General features: G+C 70.2%; 18 protein-coding genes. 6 read left to right on the forward strand and 12 right to left on the reverse strand.

Annotated elements, in window-relative coordinates; genetic code table 11:
• Positions 1-7: 7 nt before the first annotated feature.
• From LWW96_RS06440 to LWW96_RS06460, 5 genes are all read right to left on the reverse strand, one after another.
• Positions 8-1165 carry an ABC transporter permease gene (locus LWW96_RS06440; RefSeq protein ID WP_291485175.1) on the reverse strand — a complete coding sequence of 386 codons (1158 nt, stop codon included), beginning with the start codon at positions 1163-1165 and terminating at the stop codon, positions 8-10.
• Between the two features lie 335 nt (positions 1166-1500).
• Positions 1501-2673, reverse strand: a complete 1173-nt coding sequence (locus LWW96_RS06445; protein ID WP_291485177.1) for an ABC transporter permease — start codon at positions 2671-2673, stop codon at positions 1501-1503.
• 50 nt (positions 2674-2723) lie between these two features.
• Positions 2724-3707, reverse strand: coding sequence for an efflux RND transporter periplasmic adaptor subunit (locus tag LWW96_RS06450; protein ID WP_291485178.1), 984 nt, complete (start codon positions 3705-3707; stop codon positions 2724-2726).
• A gap of 5 nt (positions 3708-3712) precedes the next feature.
• Complete coding sequence (locus tag LWW96_RS06455; RefSeq protein WP_291485179.1) at positions 3713-5131, reverse strand: TolC family protein; 1419 nt, start codon at positions 5129-5131, stop codon at positions 3713-3715.
• Positions 5132-5260: 129 nt separating this feature from the next.
• The gene (locus LWW96_RS06460; protein WP_291485181.1) at positions 5261-6094 is read right to left on the reverse strand and encodes a metal-dependent hydrolase; all 834 of its coding nucleotides are present in this window, start codon (positions 6092-6094) and stop codon (positions 5261-5263) included.
• Between the two features lie 131 nt (positions 6095-6225).
• Here LWW96_RS06460 and LWW96_RS06465 point away from each other — a divergent pair, with 131 nt between their 5' ends.
• Positions 6226-6849 carry a TetR/AcrR family transcriptional regulator gene (locus LWW96_RS06465; RefSeq protein ID WP_291485182.1) on the forward strand — a complete coding sequence of 208 codons (624 nt, stop codon included), beginning with the start codon at positions 6226-6228 and terminating at the stop codon, positions 6847-6849.
• Between the two features lie 81 nt (positions 6850-6930).
• On the opposite strand, the gene LWW96_RS06470 is transcribed toward LWW96_RS06465, so the two are convergent.
• From LWW96_RS06470 to LWW96_RS06490, 5 genes are all read right to left on the reverse strand, one after another.
• Entirely contained in the window at positions 6931-9447 is a 2517-nt protein-coding gene (locus tag LWW96_RS06470; RefSeq protein WP_291485185.1) for a cation-translocating P-type ATPase, read from the reverse strand.
• Positions 9448-9556: 109 nt separating this feature from the next.
• Entirely contained in the window at positions 9557-9721 is a 165-nt protein-coding gene (locus LWW96_RS06475) for a rubredoxin (RefSeq protein WP_291485187.1), read from the reverse strand.
• 40 nt (positions 9722-9761) lie between these two features.
• Positions 9762-10523, reverse strand: a complete 762-nt coding sequence (locus LWW96_RS06480; RefSeq protein ID WP_291485189.1) for a cytochrome b/b6 domain-containing protein — start codon at positions 10521-10523, stop codon at positions 9762-9764.
• Between the two features lie 14 nt (positions 10524-10537).
• Positions 10538-11011, reverse strand: coding sequence for a diheme cytochrome c (locus LWW96_RS06485; protein ID WP_291485212.1), 474 nt, complete (start codon positions 11009-11011; stop codon positions 10538-10540).
• Positions 11012-11118: 107 nt separating this feature from the next.
• Complete coding sequence (locus LWW96_RS06490) at positions 11119-11520, reverse strand: DUF1924 domain-containing protein (RefSeq protein WP_291485191.1); 402 nt, start codon at positions 11518-11520, stop codon at positions 11119-11121.
• Between the two features lie 125 nt (positions 11521-11645).
• On the opposite strand from LWW96_RS06490, the gene LWW96_RS06495 reads away from it, so the two are divergent.
• The 3 genes from LWW96_RS06495 to LWW96_RS06505 all read left to right on the forward strand — a co-directional run bounded on the left by LWW96_RS06495 (position 11646) and on the right by LWW96_RS06505 (position 14253).
• Positions 11646-12008 carry a PepSY domain-containing protein gene (locus LWW96_RS06495; protein WP_291485193.1) on the forward strand — a complete coding sequence of 121 codons (363 nt, stop codon included), beginning with the start codon at positions 11646-11648 and terminating at the stop codon, positions 12006-12008.
• A gap of 68 nt (positions 12009-12076) precedes the next feature.
• A complete protein-coding gene (locus LWW96_RS06500; protein WP_291485196.1) occupies positions 12077-12754 on the forward strand; it encodes a response regulator transcription factor in 678 nt (225 codons plus the stop codon).
• 62 nt (positions 12755-12816) lie between these two features.
• A complete protein-coding gene (locus tag LWW96_RS06505) occupies positions 12817-14253 on the forward strand; it encodes a sensor histidine kinase (RefSeq protein WP_291485214.1) in 1437 nt (478 codons plus the stop codon).
• Positions 14254-14321: 68 nt separating this feature from the next.
• On the opposite strand, the gene LWW96_RS06510 is transcribed toward LWW96_RS06505, so the two are convergent.
• Together LWW96_RS06510 and LWW96_RS06515 are read right to left on the reverse strand one after the other, a co-directional pair.
• Positions 14322-16694, reverse strand: coding sequence for a DUF1631 family protein (locus LWW96_RS06510; RefSeq protein ID WP_291485198.1), 2373 nt, complete (start codon positions 16692-16694; stop codon positions 14322-14324).
• Between the two features lie 110 nt (positions 16695-16804).
• Positions 16805-18886, reverse strand: a complete 2082-nt coding sequence (locus LWW96_RS06515; protein ID WP_291485200.1) for a sodium-translocating pyrophosphatase — start codon at positions 18884-18886, stop codon at positions 16805-16807.
• A gap of 274 nt (positions 18887-19160) precedes the next feature.
• On the opposite strand from LWW96_RS06515, the gene ppa reads away from it, so the two are divergent.
• Positions 19161-19697: an inorganic diphosphatase gene (gene ppa, locus LWW96_RS06520; RefSeq protein ID WP_291485202.1), complete on the forward strand. Its 537-nt coding sequence runs from the start codon at positions 19161-19163 to the stop codon at positions 19695-19697.
• A gap of 297 nt (positions 19698-19994) precedes the next feature.
• The coding region (locus LWW96_RS06525; protein WP_291485205.1) for an MCP four helix bundle domain-containing protein at positions 19995-20966 on the forward strand (972 nt) is incomplete at its 3' end.

Genomic DNA, 20966 nt, shown 5'->3' on the forward strand with positions numbered 1-20966 from the left:
GCGCGGCTTACCGCGCCGCTGCGTTCACAGGCCGCGCCTTCGCTAGCACCGCCGCCGTGCACACGGCGCACAGCGCCACCAGCGCGCACAGGTAGGGCAGGGCCGCCGAGACTGGTGCCCCGAGTTGGTTGAGCCGCAGCGAGGCCTGCACGCCCGAGGTACTGGGCAGCAGCCAGCGCAGCCACTGCAGCGGCTGGGGCAGCGCCTCCACCGGCCACGAGAAACCCGCCACGAACGCAATGGGCAGCGTGGTCCACAGCAGCACCTGCAGCGCCCGCTCGCGGTTGCCAAACCACAGCCCCAGCAGTGACCCCATCGCGGCCACCGCCGGCACATAGCAGGCCAGCAGCGCCAGGGCGCCCAGCGGGTTGCCGCCGCGCGGGTAGTCGTGCAGCACGAAGATCCAGCCAAAGTAGAACAGCCCGCTGGCCCAGCCCAGCGTGCTCAGCGCCAGCAGCCGGCCCAGCCAGGTGGTGGCGCTGGCGCGGTGCTGCCCGGCCTCCACCCAGGTGCCGGCCAGCAGCGCGGCGCCCATGAGCAGCGTTTGCTGCAAGATGAGCAGCGCCACCGCCGGCACCACAAAGCTGCCATAACCCTCAGTAGGGTTGAACAGCGCCACCGTTTGCAACTGCACCGGGGCGCGGCTGGCGCGGGCCTGCAGTGCGCTCTGGCCGCTGGCCTGCAGCTTGCGGATCTCGATGCCTGCCGATGCAGTGCCCACGGCCTCGGCAAAGCCGAATTGCACGGCCTTGTTGAGCAGCGCGTAGGCGCCGTTGGCCTCGATGCTGACCACGGCGTTCTCGCCGCGTACCACGTTGCGCTTGAGCTGGGCAGGGATCACCGCATAGCCCTCGATCTCGCCGCGCCACAGGGCCTCCTGCGCGTCGCGCTCGCTGCCGGTGACCATGCGCACCGCGATGCGCGGGTCGGCATCGGCAAACCGCGTGATCTGACGCGACAGGCTGGTGTGGTCCAGGTCCACCACGGCCACGGGCACATGGGTGAGCACCTCGTCGGCATAGAACCAGGGGTAGAAGAAGCCGTAGAGCACGGGCGCGCCGATGAGCAGCAGCAGCACACCCTTGTCGCGCGCGACGGCGGCCAGGGCGGCGAGCCAGGCGTGCAGCAGGCTGGGCGGAGCAGAGTGGGGGTCTGGGGCCGTCATTTCAGCTTTCGATGGCTGCGCGCCGCGTGTCTTGCGCGCGGTGCTGGGGTTTCACTCCCTCTCCCCTGGTGGGAGAGCGTCGGGGAGAGGGGCTGGTGGCGGGCGCGGCTAGGGCACGGCTGCCCCCTCTCCCCAACCCCTCCCCCGCGAGGGGGGAGGGGCTTTGTGGGCGTGACCGCCATCTGCAGGCCCTCAGGCATTGCCCCCCTGTCTCCAATCTCTCGCCGCGAGGGGAAGGGGCTTTGTGGGCGCCCTCAGGCATTACCCCCTCTCCCCTCGCGGGAGAGGGTTGGGGAGAGGGGGCCACCCTCAGCCGGCCGTGCTTCCCCGCCATCTCAGCGGCCCCCCCACGTGGCAGGGTGGTGGGCGGCACTGCGCAGCCCGAGGGCCGCCACCAGCCAGAGCACCACCGTGGCGACGAGCAAGCCCGCCATGGTGGGCACGCTGGTCGCCAGCGGCGCCCCCATCTGCAGTTGCTCGATCTGCAGCCGGATGTAGTGCGTGAACGGCATGGCCTCGGCCCAGGCGCGGGCGCTGGCGGGCATGCCGGCCAGCGGAAACGCCACGCCGCTGAAGGCAAACGCTGGCGCTGCAAAGAAGCCCGCACCGGACAGCGCCGTGCGCAGCGAGCGGGTCAGCGCTGCCAGGGCTGCTCCGGCGGCGAGCGACACGGCCACCAGCAGCGCCAGCGCGCACGCCACCCACGCCAGGTTGCCCGGCGGATGCCAGCCGCGGCCCCAGGTGATACCCACCAGCGCCAGCAGGCCCGTGAGCGTGAGTGATGCCCAGGGCAGCGCCAGCTTGCCCAGCAGCGCACCGGCCGTGCCCGCGAACCGACTTGCGCCCAGCCACGCGCCCAGCGTGCGGTCGCGCAGCTCGCGGCCCACCGTCCAGGCGCCGGCCGTCATGGCCAGGATGTGCAGCAGCGCCGGGATGAGCGCCGCGCCCAGGAACTGCTCGTAGTTGCTGGACACGTTGAACAGCGCCACCATCTGCGTGCGGATGGGCTCCATGCTGACGTGCACGGCCTGGGCAGCCTCGCCGCGCTTGTTGCGCGCGGCCATCTCAATGCCGGCCGACAGCGTGCCCACGGCGGCGCGCACGTCGCGCTGCAGCAGGCCCGAATGCGTGCCCATCTGCGCGTTGTGCAGCAGCGTGACCTGGGCGGCGCGGCCTTGCTTCACCGTGCGCGCAAAGTCGCGCGGGATGCTGACCACGGCATAGACCTCCACGGCGCGCAGGGCACGCTCGGCCTCGGCCGTGTTGGTGAACTCCCGGCGGACCTGCATGCCGGGCGTGGCGTCCAGCATGCGCACCAGCTGGCGCGACAGGCTGGAGTGGTCATCGTCCACCACGCCCACGGCCAGGTGCCGCGGCAGGCCGGCCGAGAAGATCCACCACAAGAGCGCCACACCCAGCAGCGGCACCCAGGTGACCATGGCCAGGTCCCACGGGTCGGCTGCCAGGCGGCGTGCTTCGCGGTGGAAACTTCTTACTATTGAATTCATAGCTGCTCGCGCTTGTCAGATAAGCGCTGGAGGCACTTTTTATTCAAACTTCAGTTCACTAGAACGGTCATGCCCGGGCGTGCGCCTTCAATGGGCGCAGCCGGCCGGGCGCGCACTTCAAACGTGCGGGCATCAAAACCCTGGCCCGCGCGCGTGGCGCGCCAGGTGGCAAAGTCGGGCAGCGCGGCCGTGTGGTAGACCTTGAACTTCACCGCCTTGCCGCCCAGCGCTGGCAAGGTGGCATCGAATTCCTTGCCGATGGCAAAGCGCTCCAGGCGGTCTTCGCGCACGTTCAGCACCACCCACTGGTCCTTCAGGTCCACCACCGTGACCACGGCCACGCCCTGGGGCGAGAGTTCGCCGGTGCGGGCCAGCACCTTGGCCACTTCGCCAGCCACGGGGCTCTTCAGTTCCGTTTCGGCCTGGGCGGCCTCCACTTCGGCCACCATGCCCGCCACCTGGCGCGCCTGCGCGCTGGCGGCCGAGCGGTCTTCGGCCCGGGCGCCCGAGCGGGCCAGGTCGTACTGCGCCTTGGCGGCCAGCGCCTGGTCGCGCGATGCCTTGTAGTTGGCCTCGGCTTCATCGCGCTTTTGCGCGGCCACGAGGCCGTCGCGCGCCAGGCCGTCCACGCGCTTGAAGGAGCTTTCCGCCAGGTCGGCCGCGGCCACGGCGCGCTGCCAGTTCAGGCGGGCCATCTCCACCTCCTGCGGGCGCGCGCCGCTCTCGGCCTTGGCGGCCACAGCCTGGGCGGCTTCCTGGGCGGCAGTGGCCTGGGCGAGCTTGGCCTTCACTTCCGGGCTGTCCATGCGGATCAGCGGCGCGCCCACGGCGATCTGTTCGCCTTCCTTCACCAGGATCTGCGCGATGCGCGCGGTGACCTTAGGCGCGATGTCAGCCTCCTGCGCCTCCATCTGGCCCTGGAAGAGTTCGGGGGCGGGCTGGGACGCCTTCCACAGGCCGAAGCCCACAAATCCAGCGACGGCCGCGAAGGCGATGGTGCCGATGACGGCGGCATTCTTGTTGTTCTTGCTCATGGTGTTCACTCCACTCTCAACGCGTCGGCACGCGCCATGTATTTGCCAAAGTCTTCCGACAAGCCGCAGGCCTCCAGCAGGTCGGCCAGGGCCTTCACGTAGTCGTGCGCGGCCTGGGCGCGTTCGGTCTGTGCCTTGGCCTGGTTGACCTGCGCGTCGATCAAATCCAGCGTGGTGCTGGTGCCGGCCTTCAGGCCCGCGGTACGCAGCTTCAGCACCTCGTCGGCCAGCTCCAGGCTGGGGGCCTGGGCCAAGTAGGCGCGGCGCGCCTGCTCCAGCGCCAGCCAGCGCTTTTCCACCAGCAGGGCGATGTCGCTGCGCGCCTGGGCGCCCGTGCGCTCGGCCTGTTCGATTTGGCGGTTGGACGATTCGGCCAGGGTGTTGCGGTCGATGGAGTCCCACAGCGTCCAGCGCACGCCCACACCGGCCACCCAGTCGGCATCGCGGCCGGTCTTGAGCTGGCGCTGGCCGAAGGCGAACACCTGGGGCTTGCGCAGCGCCTCCTGCGCGGCGTGCAGCTGCGTGGCCTGCTCTTTCTTGGCGGCCACCTTGGCCAGGCCCGGGTGCCGCGCCAGCGCGGTGTCGATGAAGTAGGGCAGGGGCTCCACGGGCCCGTTCAGCACGAACAGCGGGCTGGTGGGCGTGACGCGGTCGCCGGCCTGGAGCGTGCGCGTGAGGGCGGTGGCCGCCAGCTCGGCGTCGTCCCGGGCCTTGCGGGCATTGCGGCGGGCCTCTTCGAGGGCGGTGCGGGCTTGCAAGCGCTCCACGCGGGCGATCACGCCGGCATCCAGCATCTTCTGGGCCGCGGCGTCGTGCTGTTCGATGGTGGACAGCGCCGCCTCGCGCAGCGCGGCCGCGCGCTCGGCCAGTTGGGCGCCAAAGTAGCGCTGCACCAGCACGGTGGTGACCTCGTCGCGGGTCTTGTCGGCGTCTGCGCCGGCTTCCTGGGTCTGCGCGTCCAGCAGGCCGCGCGCCGCTTGCGTGGCGCCGCCCAGGTAGAGGGGCCACACCGCCGACACGGAGGCCGTGGTGTCGCTCTTGCTGCGGTTGAGGGTGTAGCTGGACGGCAGGTGCGGCATCTGCGCCAGCGACCCCGCCAGCGGCGCCGGCAACTGCGACAGCACGCCCGGCAGCAGACGGTTGAGCGGGTTCAGGTCCACGTCCAGGTTGGCGTTGTAGGTGTAGGCCGCCCCGCTCAGGTTCACGACCGGCCCGCCCAGGCGCTGCATGGCGTCGCGGCGCAGCTGCGCGCTTTCCACCGCGTAGCGCGACGCGGCAAGGTGGTCCGAGCGCTGCTGCAGCTGCTGCAGCGCGGCATCAAAGGCCAGCGGTTCTGCCCGTGCGGGCACGGCGGTGGCGGCGGCAAGGCATAGCAGGGCAGCGCCTGCGCGGCGGCTGCGCCGGCGCGTGGGGAATAAGATCATGGTTCAGCGGTGGATGTCTTGCGCGCCAGCCGTGCCGGCAGCAGGGTTCGATGCAGAGGAGTGGGCGTTGTAGCAGGACGGACTGCCAGGGTCAAAGGCCGGCCGTGGTGGGCCGCGCACTGCCGGCCTTCACGCCGCGCCCACGGGAGATCCCACCGGGGTGTAAGCGTCGCGGTGCTCCGCCAGCCAGCGCTCGGAGCGGTCGCTGCCGTGCTGGCGGGGGTGGAAGCCGGGCTGCAGGTACTGGCGCCAGGGCTTCCAGGTCTCGCGCACCAGGCCGCCCTTGCCGAACAGGGTGCGGGCCGCGCTGGCCCAGGTGCGCCACTGCCCCAGGGCGCCGTCGCGGCGCAGGTTGCTCAGGGTCTGGCGCAGCACGTCGGCCAGGAACACCCAGGTGATGCGGCGGAACCAGATGATGCGCCATTCGTGGTTGCCGCCCAGCGCTTGGTACAGGTCGAACGCGGTGTTCTTGTGCTCGGCCTCCTCGGCGCAGTGCCATTGCCACATCGTGGCCAGGCGCGGCTCGGCACCCTGCAGCACGTCCGGGTGGGCCAGCAGCCATTCGGCCAGCAGGGCGGTGAAGTGCTCATTGGCCGCCGTCACGGCCAGGGGATGGCGCGGGTCGGCGCCCTCGAAGAGCTTCATGCGCTCCTGCGCGCGGGGTGCCCAGGCATTGACGAGGCCCTGCTGTTCGAGGTGGCCGTTGAACAGGGCGTGAAGGCGGCGGTGCGTGGCCTCCTGGCCGATGAAGCCGCGCACTTCGTCGGCAAACTGCGCCTGCTTTTCGGGCGGCAGGGCCTTGTGGCCCGCGCGCACCGCGTCGATAAAAAACTGCTCGCCCACTGGAAAGCTCATGGACAGGGCGTTGAACAGCGCTGTGCGAAATGCGTCACCACCGCACCAGCGCCGCGCGAACGGCGTCTCCAGGTCGATCAGCAGGCGTCGGACAACAAGTTCGGTCATGGGCGTTCTCCGGGGGGGCGGACGGCGTGGGGGCTGCAATTGGTACGTTGCAGTACCGAGTGGGTTTGAATGATGCAGGCCTGGTGTGGTACTGTCAAGTACCTTGATAAGAATCAGGAACTTTGGGTGTGATGACTGCTGTTGAAGAAGATGCCAGCCCAGGCGGCGGCGCCAGTGCGGGAACGGAACACCGCGCCCGTCTGCTGGACGGCATGGCCCGCGCCGTGGCCACCAAGGGCTATGCCGAGACCACCATTGCCGACATCGTGCGCGAGGCCAGTGTCTCGCGGCGCACCTTCTACGAACATTTCGCCGACAAGGCCGAGTGCCTGGTCGCGTTGTACGAGGTGGCCAGCGGCAGCGCCATTGCCGTGCTGCGCGCGGCCATCGACCCGCACAGCGCGTGGCAGACCCAGGTGGAGCAGGCCATGGGCGCCTACCTGGGCGTGCTCTCGCGCAACCCCGTGCTGCTGCGCACGCTGTTCATCGAGATCCTGGGCCTGGGCGTGCCCGGCCTGGCGGCACGGCGGCGCGCCAACCAGCAACTGGTGGATCTGATGCTGGACGTCGTGAACAACCGCCCCGGCGAGCGCCTGCGCAAGAAGCCCCTGCAGCCCGCCATGGCCATGGCCGTGGTGGGCGGCATCAACGAGATGGTGCTGCAGGCCATTGAGCAGGAGCGCGTGGGCGACCTGCAAAGCCTGGTGGAGCCGGCCAGCGCGCTGCTGCGCGCGGCTATTTCAGCGGAGTTTTAGGCCGGCATTCCTTCCCCTGAACCGTTCACGCGGCTTCGGCAGGCTCAGCCCGAACCGATTTTTCAAGTGCAAAGAGGCTGATTACGGAGCCTGGTCCGCCGGCGTCTTGGGCCATGCCCAGCGCTTGGCGGTTTCGAACACGGTCACCAGCGCCAGCCCGGTGCCCACGGCGCCCAGCCACTGCGCCGGCGACAGGGGCATGAACTTGAAAGCGCCCGCAAGCCAGGGCACCGTGGTGATGGCCGTGAGCGCCGCCAGGGTGCCGCCCAGCACCCACAGACTCACGGGGGTGAGGCCTTGCCACAGGCTGCGCCAGCCGCTGGCCGCACCGCTGCGGCTGGGGAGGATGAGCGCGGCGTTGCCCGCCACCAGCACGGCAAACGCGGCGGCGCTGGCCAGGCCCGGGGGCTCGCCCCGGCCCAGCAGCGCTGCGTAGAGGCCCACCACGGCGGCCGTCACGGCGCCACCTTGCAGCAGGCTCAAGCCCAGCAGGCGGCCTGGCAGCAGCGGCTCGTTGGCGCGGCGGGGTGGGCGCTGCATCAGGTTTGTTGCGGCGCCCTCGGCCTCGAACACGATGGAGCAGGCGGGGTCGATCACCAGCTCCAGAAACGCGATGTGCAGTGGCGCCAGCACCAGCGGCCAGCCGAACAGCACCGGCAGCAGCGCCAGGCCGATGATCGGCACATGCACCGCCAGCGTGTAGATCATGGCCTGGCGCAGGTTGGCAAAGGTCTGCCGGCCGCGGTGCACCGCCTGCACGATGGCAGCGAAGTTGTCGTGCAGCAGCACCAGCGCGGCCGCCTCCCGCGCCACGTCGGTGCCGCGCTGGCCCATGGCGATGCCGATGTGCGCCGCCTTGAGCGCGGGCGCGTCGTTCACGCCGTCGCCCGTCATGGCCACCACCTCGCCCTGGGCCTGCAAGGTTTCGACCAGGGCCAGCTTCTGGTGCGGCTTGATGCGCGCGAATACGCTGACCTTGCGCACGGCGTCCGCGAGCGCCGCCGGGGGCATGGCGGCCATGGCATCGCCGGTCACGACGCGCTCGTGGGCGATGCCCGCCTGGGCCGCGATGGCGCTTGCGGTGCGGGGGTGGTCGCCGGTGATCATCACCACGCGGATGCCTGCCTGGCCGCACTGGGCAATCGCCTCGGGCACTTCGGGGCGAAGCGGGTCGGCCAGGCCGACCAGGCCCAGCCACTCGAAGGCAAAGTCGTGCTGCAGGCCGGGCCAGTCCTGCCCCACGGGGTGGCGGGCCTTGGCCACGCCCAGCACGCGCAGGCCGCGGTCGGCCAGGCGCGCGGCCTGGGCGCTGACGGCGGCGTGCTCGGCTGCGGGCAGGTGGCACAGGTCGGCCACGGCCTCGGGCGCGCCTTTTGCGGCCACGGTGTCTTCGGCCGCGCCACCGTCGCGCCAGAGGTGGCTCATGGCCAGGAGCTGGGGCGAGAGTTCGTATTCCCGCGCCAGCAGCCACTCAGGGTGCAGGTGCTCGGTGCCGCGCAAGTGCTCCGCCGCCATGCGGTGGAAGGCCTGCTCCATGGGGTCGTGCGGGTCGATCTCGCTGGCCAGCACGGCGTATTCCAGCAGTTCGTGGAAGGCCTCGGGCAGGCTGTCGGCGGACAGGGCCTGGGTGTCCAGTTCCTGCCCCGCAATGCACAGGGCGGCCACGGCCATGCGGTTCTGGGTGAGCGTGCCGGTCTTGTCCACGCACAGCACGCTGGTCTGCCCCAGGGTTTCGACGGCGTTGAGCCGGCGGGTCAGCACTTGCTGCGCGGCCAGCCGCCGCGCGGCCAGTGCCAGGAACACGATCATGATCACCGGCAGCTCCTGCGGCAGGATGCCCATGGCCAGGGTGATGCCGGCCAGCACCGCGTGCAGCGCATCGCCGCGCAGCGCCCAGAACAGCGCCACCAGCAGCGCACACAGCGCCAGGCCCACGAACACCAGGCGGCGCGTGAGCCGCGCCATCTCCTCGCGCAGCGGCGAGGCCTGCAGCGCCACGGTGTCCAGCGACTGGCCGATGCGGCCCAGCTCGGTGTGGCGGCCCACGGCACTGACCCGCACCAGCCCTTGGCCGCTGACCACCAGCGTGCCTGCAAACACGGCCTGGCCCGGCTGCTTGGCCACGGGCTCGGATTCGCCGGTCAGCATCGATTCGTTGGTGGCCAGCTCGTGCGCCTGCACCAGCGTGCCGTCGGCCGCGATGCGGTCGCCTTCGGCCAGGAGCAGCAGGTCTTCGCGCACCACCTCGCGGCCCGCGATGCGCACGGGGGCGCCGCCGCGCAGGACCAGCGCGCGAGGGCTGGAGAGATCGCGCAGGGCGGTGAGGGCGTTGTCGGTGCGCCGCTCCTGCAGCACGGTGATGGCCATGATCACCACCACAAAGCCCAGCAGGATCAGTGCTTCGTGCGCATCGCCCATGGCCAGGTAGATGCCGCCAGCGCCCAGCAGCAGCAGGAACATGGGCTCGCGCACCACGTCCCAGGCCATGGCGCGCAGCGTGCGGCGCTGGCTGGTGCCCAGGTCGTTGGGCCCTTCAGCCCGCAGGCGCTGCGCGGCAGTGGCAGGGTCCAGGCCGGTGGGGGCGTCGGAAAGAGGCATGAAGAAGGCTTCGGGCTGGGGGAAAGCCCGTTATACCGTGCCGCCTGCGGCGCTGCCATGACGCACATGGCGCACACATGGCGCACATGGCGGGGCCGCACCGCCGCGGCTACAGCTCACACAGCACGAAATCGGCCTTGCCGACATTGCATTCAGGGCAGCGCCAGTCGTCGGGGATATCGGCCCACGGCGTGCCGGGCGCAATGCCCTCTTCGGGGAGTCCGGCGGCTTCGTCGTAGATCCAGCCGCATGCGACACACAGATAGACGTTCATGGGAGGTTGCTCCAAAAAGATGGTAGGGAGGCCGCCGGGCTCAGTCGTCGTCGTGGTGGCGACGGTGTTCACCCGGCGCACTGATGGCGCTGGCGCCGCCCAGCAACCCCGTCGGCGATTGGCGCCATTCCCAGGCGCCGTAGGCCAGAACGGCCAGCAGCAACAGGGCTGCAAGCCAGGTCCGGTTGTGGGGCACCAGGTCGGGGCCGCGGCTCTCCACACGCCCGGTCAGCATGGGCAGTGCCTGGTTCTTGCGGCGCAGGGCGCTCAGTGCCGCAATCAAAGCCACGTGGGCCAGCGCCACGGCGAGCACCGCGTTGCCGAAGAACTCGTGCAGCTCCTCGATCCATTCGCCACCCAGCCAGTCGCCCCAGTCGTGGTAGGTGGCGTAGCCGGTGAGGGTGAGCGGCACCACCAGCGCCAGCAACAGCAGCACGGCCAGGGCCATCAGCAGGTGGGGCCCCTGGCGCCAGTGGGCGGGGGACCAGACGGTCTGGGGCGCAGCACGCAGCCAGTCGCGGGCCCCGGCAACCTTGCGCCACAGCAGGCCCAGGCCCGCGGTGCGCGGCCCGAACAGGCCGTACAGCACGCGGAACCCCAGCAGGCCGGCCATGGTGTAGCCCAGGGTCACGTGCAGCAGGCGCCAGTGCTCGCTCTCGGCCGTGGCGTAGGCGCCTGCAAAGCTGAGCGCGAACAGCCAGTGGAACATGCGCGTGGGCGCATCGGTCACCCGCCGGCGCGCGGGCTGCGTGGGCTGGGAGGGGGCGGGCTGGGCGCCCGCAAGGGTGGGTTGGGGATGCATGGTGGGGTTCTCCTTCAGTCGTCCCAGGCGCGGCGCGAGCGGGCGTCGAGCCCGGCCGGCATGCGCAGGTCGTGGTCGCTGAACCGGCCCTGTTCGGCGCCAGTGTGGCAGGCCGCGCAGTTGGCGGCGCTCTTCACGCTGGGCAGCTTCCAGGCCGAGGGTTCAATCTTTCGGTGCTTGCGCTCAAACCAGGCCGAGCGGGTAATGCGGTCTTCGGGCGGCTCCTCGCTCACGCGCTTGTAGGTGCCGGCATAGGCCTGCAGCCATTGGCCCAGCTGCTGCACGGTGGCCGCGTCCAGCGATGCGTCGGTGCCGTAGTGCTTGTCCAGCCCGGCCATCACGCGCTTCCAGGACGCCGCGGGCAGCAGGCCGGGCGGGTAGGCCGTGTGGCAGGCGGCGCACTCCTGCAGGTAGGCGGCGGGCACGTTGTACGGCATGGCGCGGCCGCTGTCGGCCTGCGCGGTGGGTGCGGTGGGTGCGGCGAGCATGGCCAGCGCGATGGCCGCTGCGGCGGTGGACCGGCCGCGGCGGTGTGCCGCCAGGCGCTGTGCGGGGGGCCGGAGGCCAGACCGGCGCGGGAGGACGGTGGGCTGCGTCACGGCTTGAGCGCGTTCAGATAGGCCAGCACGTCGGCTTTCTCGACCGCCGTGCACTCACGTTCCAGCACGTCCTTGCAGTTGCGGCGGAACCACTTGTCCACCTTGGCGGTGTCGGTGAAGGCCTTGGGGTTGAATCCCGGTGCGAGCGGGGCAATGGCCTTGCCGGTGCTGGCATGCTTGCCCTGGGCTGTGGGCGGCGTGCCGTGGCAACTGGCACACGACCACTCGCCGCCGTGGCGGGTGGTGAAGAAGGCCTTGCCCAGGTCTGCGTTGCCGGGGCGTCCGGCCTGGGCGCTCCAGCGCGCCAGCTGCTCCGCGGCGGTGGTGTCGGCCGCGTAACCGGTCGCGGTGGCGCAGGCCGCCGCCAGCGCCAGGGCCAGGGTGTGAAGTCGGGTCATGGGGTGCAGATCCTTGCGGTGAAGGGGTGGTCGGGCATGGAGGGCATTGTGGAAACCGCTGCCTGAACGGCGCCTGAAAGCCCTGTTCATCCACCGTTCAGAAAACCCGCAGGACAATCGGCGCCATGACGCCCGCACCCCGCCGCCCCGCCGTGTTGCGCCGTCCCCTGCGCTGGGGGGCCGCCGCTGCCTGTGCGTTGTGGGTGGCGGCGCTGCTGGCGCCGCCGGCCTGGGCGGACGGAAAGGCCGACCACGACCGCGCGCGGCAGGCCGTGCAGGCAGGGCAGGTCTTGCCGCTGCCCACGGTGCTGGAGCGCCTGCAGCGCGAGGTGCCCGGCCAGGTGCTGGAAGTGGAGCTGGAGCAGGAAGGCGCGCTCTGGATCTATGAGATCAAGCTGATCACGCCCGCCGGCCAGCTGACCAAGGTCAAGCTGGACGCCCGCACGGCCGAGGTGCTGCGTGTGAAGGCGCGCGAAGATCGGCGCTAAGCTTCCGAAATCCGTGGATGGCTGCTGGCCGGCCCCACAGCGTTGCAACCCTTCATGAGTCTCGCGGCATGCGCATCCTCCTGGTAGAAGACGACCCCCAGCTGCGGGCCCAGCTGCGCGCTGCGTTGCAGGACGCGGGATACTCCGTGGACGAGGCCAGCAACGGCCAGGACGCGCAATTCCTCGGCGACACCGAGGCATTCGATGCCGTGGTGCTCGACCTGGGACTGCCGGTGCTGGACGGGCTCACGGTGCTCAAGCGCTGGCGTGGCGCGGGCCGCACGATGCCCGTGCTCATCCTGACTGCCCGGGACCACTGGCACGAGAAGGTGGCGGGCATCGACGCCGGTGCCGACGACTACCTGACCAAGCCGTTTCACCTGGAGGAGTTGCTGGCCCGCGTACGCGCCCTCATCCGCCGCGCCAGCGGGCAGGCCACGGCCGTGCTGCAGTGCGGCGATCTGGTGCTGGACACGCGCAGCGGGCGTGTGGCCTGCGCCGGACACGCCGTGGCGCTGACGGCGCACGAATACAAGGTGCTGGACTACTTCATGCACCGCCCGGGTGAACTGGTGTCGCGCAGCGAGCTGACCGAACACATCTACGCGCAGGACTTCGACCGCGATTCCAACACCATCGAAGTGTTTGTGGGGCGGCTGCGCAAGAAGCTCCAGGCGGTGGACGCGCCCCAGGCGCCGCGCATCGAGACCGTGCGCGGCATGGGTTACCGGCTGGTGCCGCCGTGATGCAGCCAGCGCCAGAAGCCGACGGCGGGCTCGTGGAAGGGGGCACGCGCCGCGCGCCGCGGATGCGGTCGTTGCGGTGGCGGCTGCTGGCCCTCACGCTCGCGGGGGTGGCGGTGTCCATGGTGCTCGCCGCCGTGGTGCTCAGCGGCCTGTTCCGCGAGCAGGTGCAGCAGCAGTTCGAGACAGCGCTGGCCCAGCAGCTCGACCAGGTGACGGCGCGCCTGGAGTTTGACGCACAGGGCCAGCCGCAGGTGGCCACGCAGGCGCTTTCCGATCCGCGCTGGCTCAAGCCGTATTCGGGCTTGTACTGGCAGGTCGACCAGCTGGGACCGGACGGCGGTTCGCGGGCCGGGGTGTTGCGCTCGCGGTCGTTGTGGGACACCAGCCTGGCGCTGGAGGCTGACCGGCTGGCCGATGGCGCCGCCCACGTGCACGAAGCCCCGGGCCCCCAAGGCGCCCCGCTGCTGGTGCTGGAGCGCACGGTGCGCGCGGCTGCCGATGGCGCCGGCCCGTCGTGGCGTCTCATCGTGGCCGGCGACCTGCGCTCCACGCAGGCCGCCGCCGCACGGTTCACGCGGGTGCTGGTGCTGTCATTGGCCGTGCTGTTCGTCCTGCTGGCCGCGGCGGCCTGGGCCCAGGTGGCCGTGGGCCTGCGGCCCCTGGCGGCGCTGCAGCGCGGCCTGCAGGCGGTGCGGCAGGCCCGCGCGGGCCAGCTGGAGGGGGCGTTCCCGGCCGAGGTGCAGCCGCTGGTGGACGATTTCAACGCCGTGCTGGCCCGCAATGCCGATGTGGTGGAGCGCGCCCGCACGCAGGCCGGCAACCTGGCCCATGCGCTGAAGACACCGCTCACCGTGCTGGAGCAGGCGGCGCGCGCGCCGGCGGACGGCACGGGTGCGGCAGAACTGGCGGCCCTGGTGCGGGAGCAGGTGCTGGTGGCGCGCCGGCATATCGACTGGCATCTGGCGCGGGCGCGGGTGGCGGCGTCGGCCGGCCTGCCAGGGCAGCGCACTGAGCCAGGGCCGGTGCTGCAGGGCCTGGTGCGGGTGATGGACAAGGTCTATGCCGAGCGGCACCTCGCCCTGCAGCTCGACCTGCCGCCTGTCCCCCCGGGTTTTGCGGGGGAGGTGCAGGATTTGCAGGAGATGCTGGGCAATCTGCTGGACAACGCCTGCAAGTGGGCCCGCTCGGCCGTGCGGGTGCAGGTGCGGGAGGGGCGGGAGGTGCGAGAGGGACGGGCGGGGCAGGACAGCGCCGCGGGTCGCTCCCAGCTGGTGGTTGTGGTGGAGGACGACGGCCCGGGCATCGATGCCGCGCAGCGTGCGCAGGCCCTGCAGCGCGGCGTCCGGCTGGACGAGGCCGTGCCCGGCACCGGGCTGGGCCTGGCCATCGTGCAGGAATTGGCGGGGCTGTATGGCGGGCGGCTGGAGCTGGCGCCTGCCGCCGGCCTGGGCGGCCTGGCGGCCGTCCTGGTGCTGCCGGCAGCAGCGCCTGCGCACTGAGCCGGTTTTCTGCGGACTGCGGGGACTGCGGCGCCGGTCCGGCCTTGTTCAAGCCGGCTGGCGCTGTGTCAGAGCTGGCTTTCCACGCTGTTGCGCATGGCCAGCTGTGCCACGGCGTCCAGCGCCCCGTCCACCACTGCCTGCTTGGACAGGATTTGCAATGCGCCCTGCTGGAACAAGCGCTCCAGCAGACGAAGTGTCATCGACTGTGTGCGGCCGTTGGCGGCGGTGAACAGGAACAGCGTTCCTTGCGAGCCGATCCAGGACAGCTGCGTGCGCTGCCATTCGCCCGCCACGCGCAGGTTGACCCAGGTGCCGATGGCCAGGCTCGGCAGGGCCGCTGCCACCGGCATGGCCGGTGCGGGCAGGGGCTGAGGAGGTTCGGCGCCCGCGGGTTCTACAAGGTCCATGTAGCCGGAATCCCGCGCCTCTGCGGGAGCCACCCAGGGGGTGTCGTCGTCCAGCAGCGGCGGCTGCGGGGCGGACGGCGCCGCGTCTCTGGGCACGGGCGGTGCAGACTGCGCGGGCAGACGCGGCCCGGGCCGGAACGCCTGCTGGTGGAGTTCCATCAGCAGCCCGAAGACCTCTTCGGTGCGGTCTGGCGGGTAATCGATGGTGGCCAGCCCTTCGCGCAGCTTGGGCAGCAGCTTGGGCAGCAGCCGCGCCAGCTGGCCCGTGTGGCCGCGGGTCAGCTCCGGCTGGGCGCTCCACAGCAGGGCCTCCACCAGTTCCTGGTAGCGGCCGGGGTCGGAGCTGCCGGTGGTATCGGCCAGCTGCGCCTGCGCCAGCACCTGGGCCCAGGGGCCCAGCAGGAAGCGCACGATGGGCTCGGGCACCTTGTCCATGCCGGGCGTGGGAGCGATCTCGCGGGCAATGTGCGCGGCCAGCGCATGGCGCTGCTCTGCATGCTGCAGGGCTTCGATGGCCCGCAGCTGGTCCTGCTGGCGGGTCTGGTTCTTCTCGGCCCACTTGGCGTGCAGTTGGGCCAGCACCCGCTCGAAATCGTCCGGCCCTTCCACGGTGTCCGAGGCCAGCGGCCCGGCGATGTTCATGAGCGAGCGCATGAAACTCTGGAACCCCGGCGCCTCGGGGCTGTTGAAGGCCAGGCTCTGGTCGGTGATGTCCTGCAGCAGGCGGCGCGCGGGGTGGTCCTTGTTGCTGAAGAAGCGTGGGTCGGCCAGCACCAGCTGCATCAGCGCGGGTTCAAGGGCGCGGATGAACTGCTGCACTGGCCACAGCAGCCGGCTGTCGCGCGCGATGTTGTCCACCATCAACGCCACCACCTCCATGCTCAGCGTCTGGCCCAGCCGCGCGGAGGGCGTTGCGGCACCTGCCCCCGCGCCGGCACTGGCGGCTGACGCTGGGCTGCCTGCAGGGCGCGGGCTGCCCAGGCGTTCCATCATCTGGCCCACCTGGTTCATCTCTTGCAGCGCCTCGAAGGCGGCCGGAACCGTCATGGCGAAGTCCGTCGCGGGCGCGTCGAGTTGCGGCAACGCGTCGGCGGCGTCGAACTCGCGCGCAAAGCGGTCGGCAAAAGTCTCGCTGTCCGCACCAGGAGCGCCGGCCGCGCCGGCACCGGCTGGGGGCTCAGGGGGCGCGGGCTGTGCGCTGAATTCGCCCAGCAGCAGTCGGCGCAGGCGGTCCAGGGTGAGCAGCGGATCGGCGCCGCTCGCTGCCGTCGAGCGGTCGTTGTCGGAGGCAAAGCCGGGGGATGCGTCGCTGGAGGCCGGGGACACGTAGATCACCTGGCCGTCCGTCTGGCGCATGGCGTAGCCCACCGGCTGCACGCCGCCTTGCTTGAGCTGCTCAATCCGGGCGAGGTACAGGGTGCGCAGTTCCTGCCCCAACGCGTGCGCCATGGGACCCATCCAGTCGTGCCGCACTTGCGCACCGAGCTGCATCTGCGAGACCACGGTCTGCAAGGCTTGCAAGAAGATGTCGGGGCGCAAAGGGTTGGCTTCGGGCTGCACGCGCGGCAGGGCGAGGGCGGCGCACACCAGCGCGTCCAGGTCCGCCAGCGGGGCTTCCACGGCGGTCATCACCAGCTGGCGGGCGCGGGCGCGTTCCACGCTCTCGTTGACGGCGGTTTCGTCCATCAGCTCCAGTTCGTCGAAATGGATGCTGAACAGGGAGCGGGAGCCTTTGTCCTGGGCCTGGGCGTTGTCCTGGCCCAGTGCCTGGCGAAGCGCCTCGGGGTAGCGTTCTGCCATCACTGGGGTCAGCCGCATCAGCTGCTGTCGCGCCGCCTGGAAGGCCTGGTGCTCGCCCGGCGTGCGGGCCTGGTCCAGGCGGGCCTGCAGGGCGGTGCGGGCCGCGTCGGCCACGCGCTCCAGCAGCGGGCGGGCCTCTGCCAGCAGGTCCTGGACGATGCGCTCGCGAGGCCCGGCACCGGGCGGGGCTGGGGGGGCAAGGGCCGGGGGCGGAGGAAGGTGCGAAGCCATGTTCTTGTAGGAAGGGGAGCGGTTGCCCGCCATGGTACGCGGCAAAAAGGGGCCAAAGGCCCCTTGTTAACCGTGATCTCCGGCGCTTTTCGCCGGCTTGCCGGGCGGTGTCAGCCGCCGTGGAAGCGGACCACCAACGGCACCACCAGCAGCGCCACGATGTTGATGATCTTGATCAGCGGGTTGATGGCGGGGCCGGCAGTGTCCTTGTAGGGGTCGCCCACCGTGTCGCCCGTCACCGCGGCCTTGTGGGCCTCGCTGCCCTTGCCGCCGTGGTGGCCGTCCTCGATGTACTTCTTGGCGTTGTCCCATGCGCCGCCGCCGGTGCACATGCTGATGGCGACGAAAAGGCCGGTGACGATGGTGCCCATCAGCAGCCCCCCCAGCGCCTTGGGGCCCAGCAGCAGGCCCACCACGATGGGCACCACCACGGGCAGCAGGCTGGGGATGACCATCTCCTTGATGGCGGCGGTGGTCAGCATGTCCACGGCCTTGCCGTATTCCGGCTTGCCCGAGCCGTCCATGATGCCCTTGATGGTGCTGAACTGGCGGCGCACTTCCACCACGACGGCCCCGGCGGCGCGGCCCACGGCCTCCATGGCCATGGCGCCGAACAGGTAGGGGATCAGCCCGCCAATGAACAGGCCCACGATGACCATCGGGTCCGAGAGGTCGAAGCTCACGGCGCGGCCGTAGGTCTCCAGCTTGTGCGTGTAGTCGGCAAACAGCACCAGTGCGGCCAGCCCGGCCGAGCCGATGGCGTAGCCCTTGGTCACGGCCTTGGTGGTGTTGCCCACGGCGTCCAGCGGGTCGGTGATGTCGCGCACGCTGCTGGGCAGCTCGGCCATTTCGGCGATGCCGCCGGCGTTGTCGGTGATGGGGCCGTAGGCGTCCAGCGCCACCACGATGCCTGCCATGGACAGCATGGACATCGCCGCCACGGCGATGCCGTACAGCCCGGCCAGCGCATAGGCCGCGACGATGGCGATGCACACAAAGATCACCGGCCAGGCCGTGGACCGCATCGACACGCCCAGGCCGGCAATGATGTTGGTGCCGTGGCCGGTGGTGGAGGCCTGGGCGATGTGGCGCACGGGCGAGTACTGCGTGCCGGTGTAGAACTCGGTGATCCACACCAGCGCGGCCGTGAGCACCAGGCCGGTGGCGCAGGCGCCAAACAGCTTCAGCTGGCTGCCGGTGGCGGTGATGGCGTTGTCCGGCATGATCCACAGCGTGACGAAGTAGAAGGCCACGAGCGAGAGCACGCCGGCGATCGCCAGGCCCTTGTACAGCGCGGGCATCACGTTCTTCATGCCGGGCGAGGCCTTCACGAAGAAGCAGCCGATGATGGACGCGATGATGGACACCGCGCCCAGCGCCAGCGGGTACACCACTGCTTGGACCGGGGCGGTGGCCACCAGCAGGGCGCCCAGCACCATGGTGGCGATCAGCGTGACGGCATAGGTCTCGAACAGGTCGGCCGCCATGCCGGCGCAGTCGCCCACGTTGTCGCCCACGTTGTCGGCGATCACGGCGGGGTTGCGCGGGTCGTCTTCAGGGATGCCCGCCTCGACCTTGCCCACCAGGTCGGCGCCCACGTCGGCGCCCTTGGTGAAGATGCCGCCGCCCAGCCGCGCGAAGATGGAGATGAGCGACGAGCCGAACGCAAAGCCGATCAGCGGGTTGAGCAGGGTGGAGAGCTTGGCGGTGGGCGTGAGGTTGCCGTTGCCCGCCAGGAACCAGTAGAACGCCGTGACGCCCAGCAGCCCCAGCCCCACCACCAGCATGCCGGTGATGGCGCCGCCGCGGAACGCCACGTCCAGCGCCGGCCCGATGCCGCGGGTGGCGGCCTGCGCGGTGCGCACATTGGCGCGCACGGATACGTTCATGCCGATGAAGCCGCAGGCGCCCGAGAGCACGGCGCCCACCACGAAGCCGACGGCCGTGGTGGTGTCCAGAAAAACGCCGATCAGCACGGCCAGCAAAACGCCCACCATGGCGATCGTCTTGTACTGCCGCGCAAGGTAGGCGGCTGCCCCGGCCTGGATGGCGCCGGAGATTTCCTGCATCCGGGGGTTGCCGGGGTCCTGGGCCAGGATCCATCCCCGCGCCCAGATGCCATAGGCCACCGCAATCAATCCGCAAACCAGAGCCAGGATCAGGGGGGCAGTCAGCGCTGTAGTTCCAGCCATTCTTCACTCCTTTCAGTCGTCGCAGTTGCACGGAAGGAAACATCACAACGCAGGGGTGGTGGTGCTTCCACTGCGTTGCTTCCTCGTGCTCCTGCGGCGCCCAGCGGGGCTGAGGAGTCGATTGGCCAACAGGGCCAATTTACCTTAAACGGCGCTTTGCAAGCGGGCAGAAAGGGGGCTGCCCCTAAAATCAGGGTTAATCCCGACGCTTCATTGCGCTGCGTCAGCGCCGGCGGCATCGTGGGTTGCAGTTTCCAAACCACTATTCAAAGACATGTCCCTCAACAACGTCACCCCCGGCAAGAATGCCCCCGAATCCTTCAACGTGGTCATCGAGATTCCGATGAACTCCGACCCGATCAAGTACGAGGTGGACAAGGAGTCGGGCGCCATCTTCGTGGATCGCTTCATGACCACGGCCATGCACTATCCCACCAACTACGGCTACGTGCCGCAAACGCTGTCGGGCGACGGCGACCCGGTGGACGTGCTGGTGATCACGCCCTACGCGCTGCACCCCGGTGTGGTGGTGCCCTGCCGTCCTCTGGGCATCCTGATGATGGAAGACGAGGCCGGCGTGGACGGCAAGGTCATCGCCGTGCCCACCTCCAAGATCCTGCCCATGTACGACCACTGGAAGGACATCGAGCACGTGAACCCCATGCGCCGCAACGCCATCGCCCACTTTTTCGAGCACTACAAGGACCTGGAAAAGGGCAAGTGGGTGAAGGTGGTGGGCTGGGAAGGCATCGAGTCCGCCAAGAAGGAAATCACCGACGGCATCGAGAACTTCAAGAAGTCCCAGGCCTGAGTTCCGCCGCAAGGGCGCCTGGGCGTCTTTGGGGGAAATAATGGCCGCAGCGCTTGCAGGGTAAGCGCTGGCAGCTATCAAAACAGAAGCACGCGTGAAGCTCTCTTCCGCGTGCTTTTTTCTTGGCAGCGCGGGATTGAGGTTTTTGCCTACTTTGGCGGCGCGCGAAAGTGTGCAACCCTTGCCGTTCATCAACAACGACGTGTTCCCCGCGGCATCGCCCGATCGGGCTATCGCAGGGGAGGGTGCACCGCAACGGGGCCGCCTGGCCGGCCCCCGTGCCAGGAGGACGCGAGGATGAACCGACTCAAGATATCGACCCGCCTTGCCGTGGCCTTTGCCGCCATGCTGCTGCTGTTGGTGGCCCTGGGCGCCGTGAGCCTGGTGCGCTCTGCCATTCAGCGCACCGAGCTGCAAGACGTGGTGGCAATGCGCATCCCCATCACCAAGACCTTGGGCGCGGCCACCGACCGTGTCAACCAGCAGGCCATCCAGTTTCGCAATCTGGCCATCTTTGAAGATGAAGCCAACACCCGCGCGGCGCTGGAGCAGATCCGCGCGGCCCGCGCCGACGTGCGCGAGCACTACGTGACGCTCGAGCGCCTGGTGGTATCGGAGCAGGGGCGCGCGCTGCTGCAGCGCATGTCGGAGCGCCGGGCGGACTTCCTCAAGGCGGGCGACCAGTACCTCGCGCTGGTGCAGCAAAAGCAGAAGGACGAAGCCATCCGCTGGCTGGAGGCCCAGTTGCGCCCTGCCCAGCGCGCCTACCAAGCCGCGCTGGCCGAGCAGGTGGACTACCAGGCCCAGGTGACAGAAACGGCCAGCCACCGGGCCGAGGAGGCCGCGCAGGCGCTGCAGCGCGACGTGAGCATCGCCGCGCTGCTGGCGGTGGCGTTGGCCATCGCACTGGCGGTGTCCATCATCCGCTCCATCACGCGCCCGCTGCAGCAGGCTGTGGGCGTGGCCGACCGCATTGCGCGCGGCGACCTCAGCGAGGCTGTCGTCGTGCGCTCCCAGGACGAGACAGGCCAGTTGCTCAGCGCGCTGCAGCGCATGCAGCAAAGCCTGGTGAACACCGTGAGCAGCGTGCGGCAAAACGCCGAAGGCGTGGCCAGCGCCAGTGCGCAGATCGCCTCGGGCAACAACGACCTGTCCGCACGCACCGAACAGCAAGCCAGCGCGCTGGAAGAAACCGCCGCCTCCATGGAAGAGCTGGGCTCCACCGTGCGCCAGAACGCCGACAACGCCCGGGCCGCCAACCAACTGGCC

The organism is Acidovorax sp. (genome assembly GCF_021287135.1).
GTDB lineage: Bacteria > Pseudomonadota > Gammaproteobacteria > Burkholderiales > Burkholderiaceae_C > Acidovorax.

Bases quoted from the DNA above. Each gene is read 5' to 3' on its own strand.
- LWW96_RS06475 (WP_291485187.1), bottom strand. From the start codon at position 9,721: ATGAACGTCTATCTGTGTGTCGCATGCGGCTGGATCTACGACGAAGCC.
- LWW96_RS06445 (WP_291485177.1), bottom strand. From the start codon at position 2,673: ATGAATTCAATAGTAAGAAGTTTCCACCGCGAAGCACGCCGCCTGGCA.
- ppa (WP_291485202.1), top strand. From the start codon at position 19,161: ATGTCCCTCAACAACGTCACCCCCGGCAAGAATGCCCCCGAATCCTTC.
- LWW96_RS06455 (WP_291485179.1), bottom strand. From the start codon at position 5,131: ATGATCTTATTCCCCACGCGCCGGCGCAGCCGCCGCGCAGGCGCTGCC.
- LWW96_RS06465 (WP_291485182.1), top strand. From the start codon at position 6,226: ATGACTGCTGTTGAAGAAGATGCCAGCCCAGGCGGCGGCGCCAGTGCG.
- LWW96_RS06500 (WP_291485196.1), top strand. From the start codon at position 12,077: ATGCGCATCCTCCTGGTAGAAGACGACCCCCAGCTGCGGGCCCAGCTG.
- LWW96_RS06470 (WP_291485185.1), bottom strand. From the start codon at position 9,447: ATGCCTCTTTCCGACGCCCCCACCGGCCTGGACCCTGCCACTGCCGCG.
- LWW96_RS06510 (WP_291485198.1), bottom strand. From the start codon at position 16,694: ATGGCTTCGCACCTTCCTCCGCCCCCGGCCCTTGCCCCCCCAGCCCCG.
- LWW96_RS06460 (WP_291485181.1), bottom strand. From the start codon at position 6,094: ATGACCGAACTTGTTGTCCGACGCCTGCTGATCGACCTGGAGACGCCG.
- LWW96_RS06495 (WP_291485193.1), top strand. From the start codon at position 11,646: ATGACGCCCGCACCCCGCCGCCCCGCCGTGTTGCGCCGTCCCCTGCGC.
- LWW96_RS06440 (WP_291485175.1), bottom strand. From the start codon at position 1,165: ATGACGGCCCCAGACCCCCACTCTGCTCCGCCCAGCCTGCTGCACGCC.
- LWW96_RS06450 (WP_291485178.1), bottom strand. From the start codon at position 3,707: ATGAGCAAGAACAACAAGAATGCCGCCGTCATCGGCACCATCGCCTTC.
- LWW96_RS06480 (WP_291485189.1), bottom strand. From the start codon at position 10,523: ATGCATCCCCAACCCACCCTTGCGGGCGCCCAGCCCGCCCCCTCCCAG.
- LWW96_RS06505 (WP_291485214.1), top strand. From the start codon at position 12,817: ATGCGGTCGTTGCGGTGGCGGCTGCTGGCCCTCACGCTCGCGGGGGTG.
- LWW96_RS06485 (WP_291485212.1), bottom strand. From the start codon at position 11,011: ATGCTCGCCGCACCCACCGCACCCACCGCGCAGGCCGACAGCGGCCGC.
- LWW96_RS06515 (WP_291485200.1), bottom strand. From the start codon at position 18,886: ATGGCTGGAACTACAGCGCTGACTGCCCCCCTGATCCTGGCTCTGGTT.
- LWW96_RS06490 (WP_291485191.1), bottom strand. From the start codon at position 11,520: ATGACCCGACTTCACACCCTGGCCCTGGCGCTGGCGGCGGCCTGCGCC.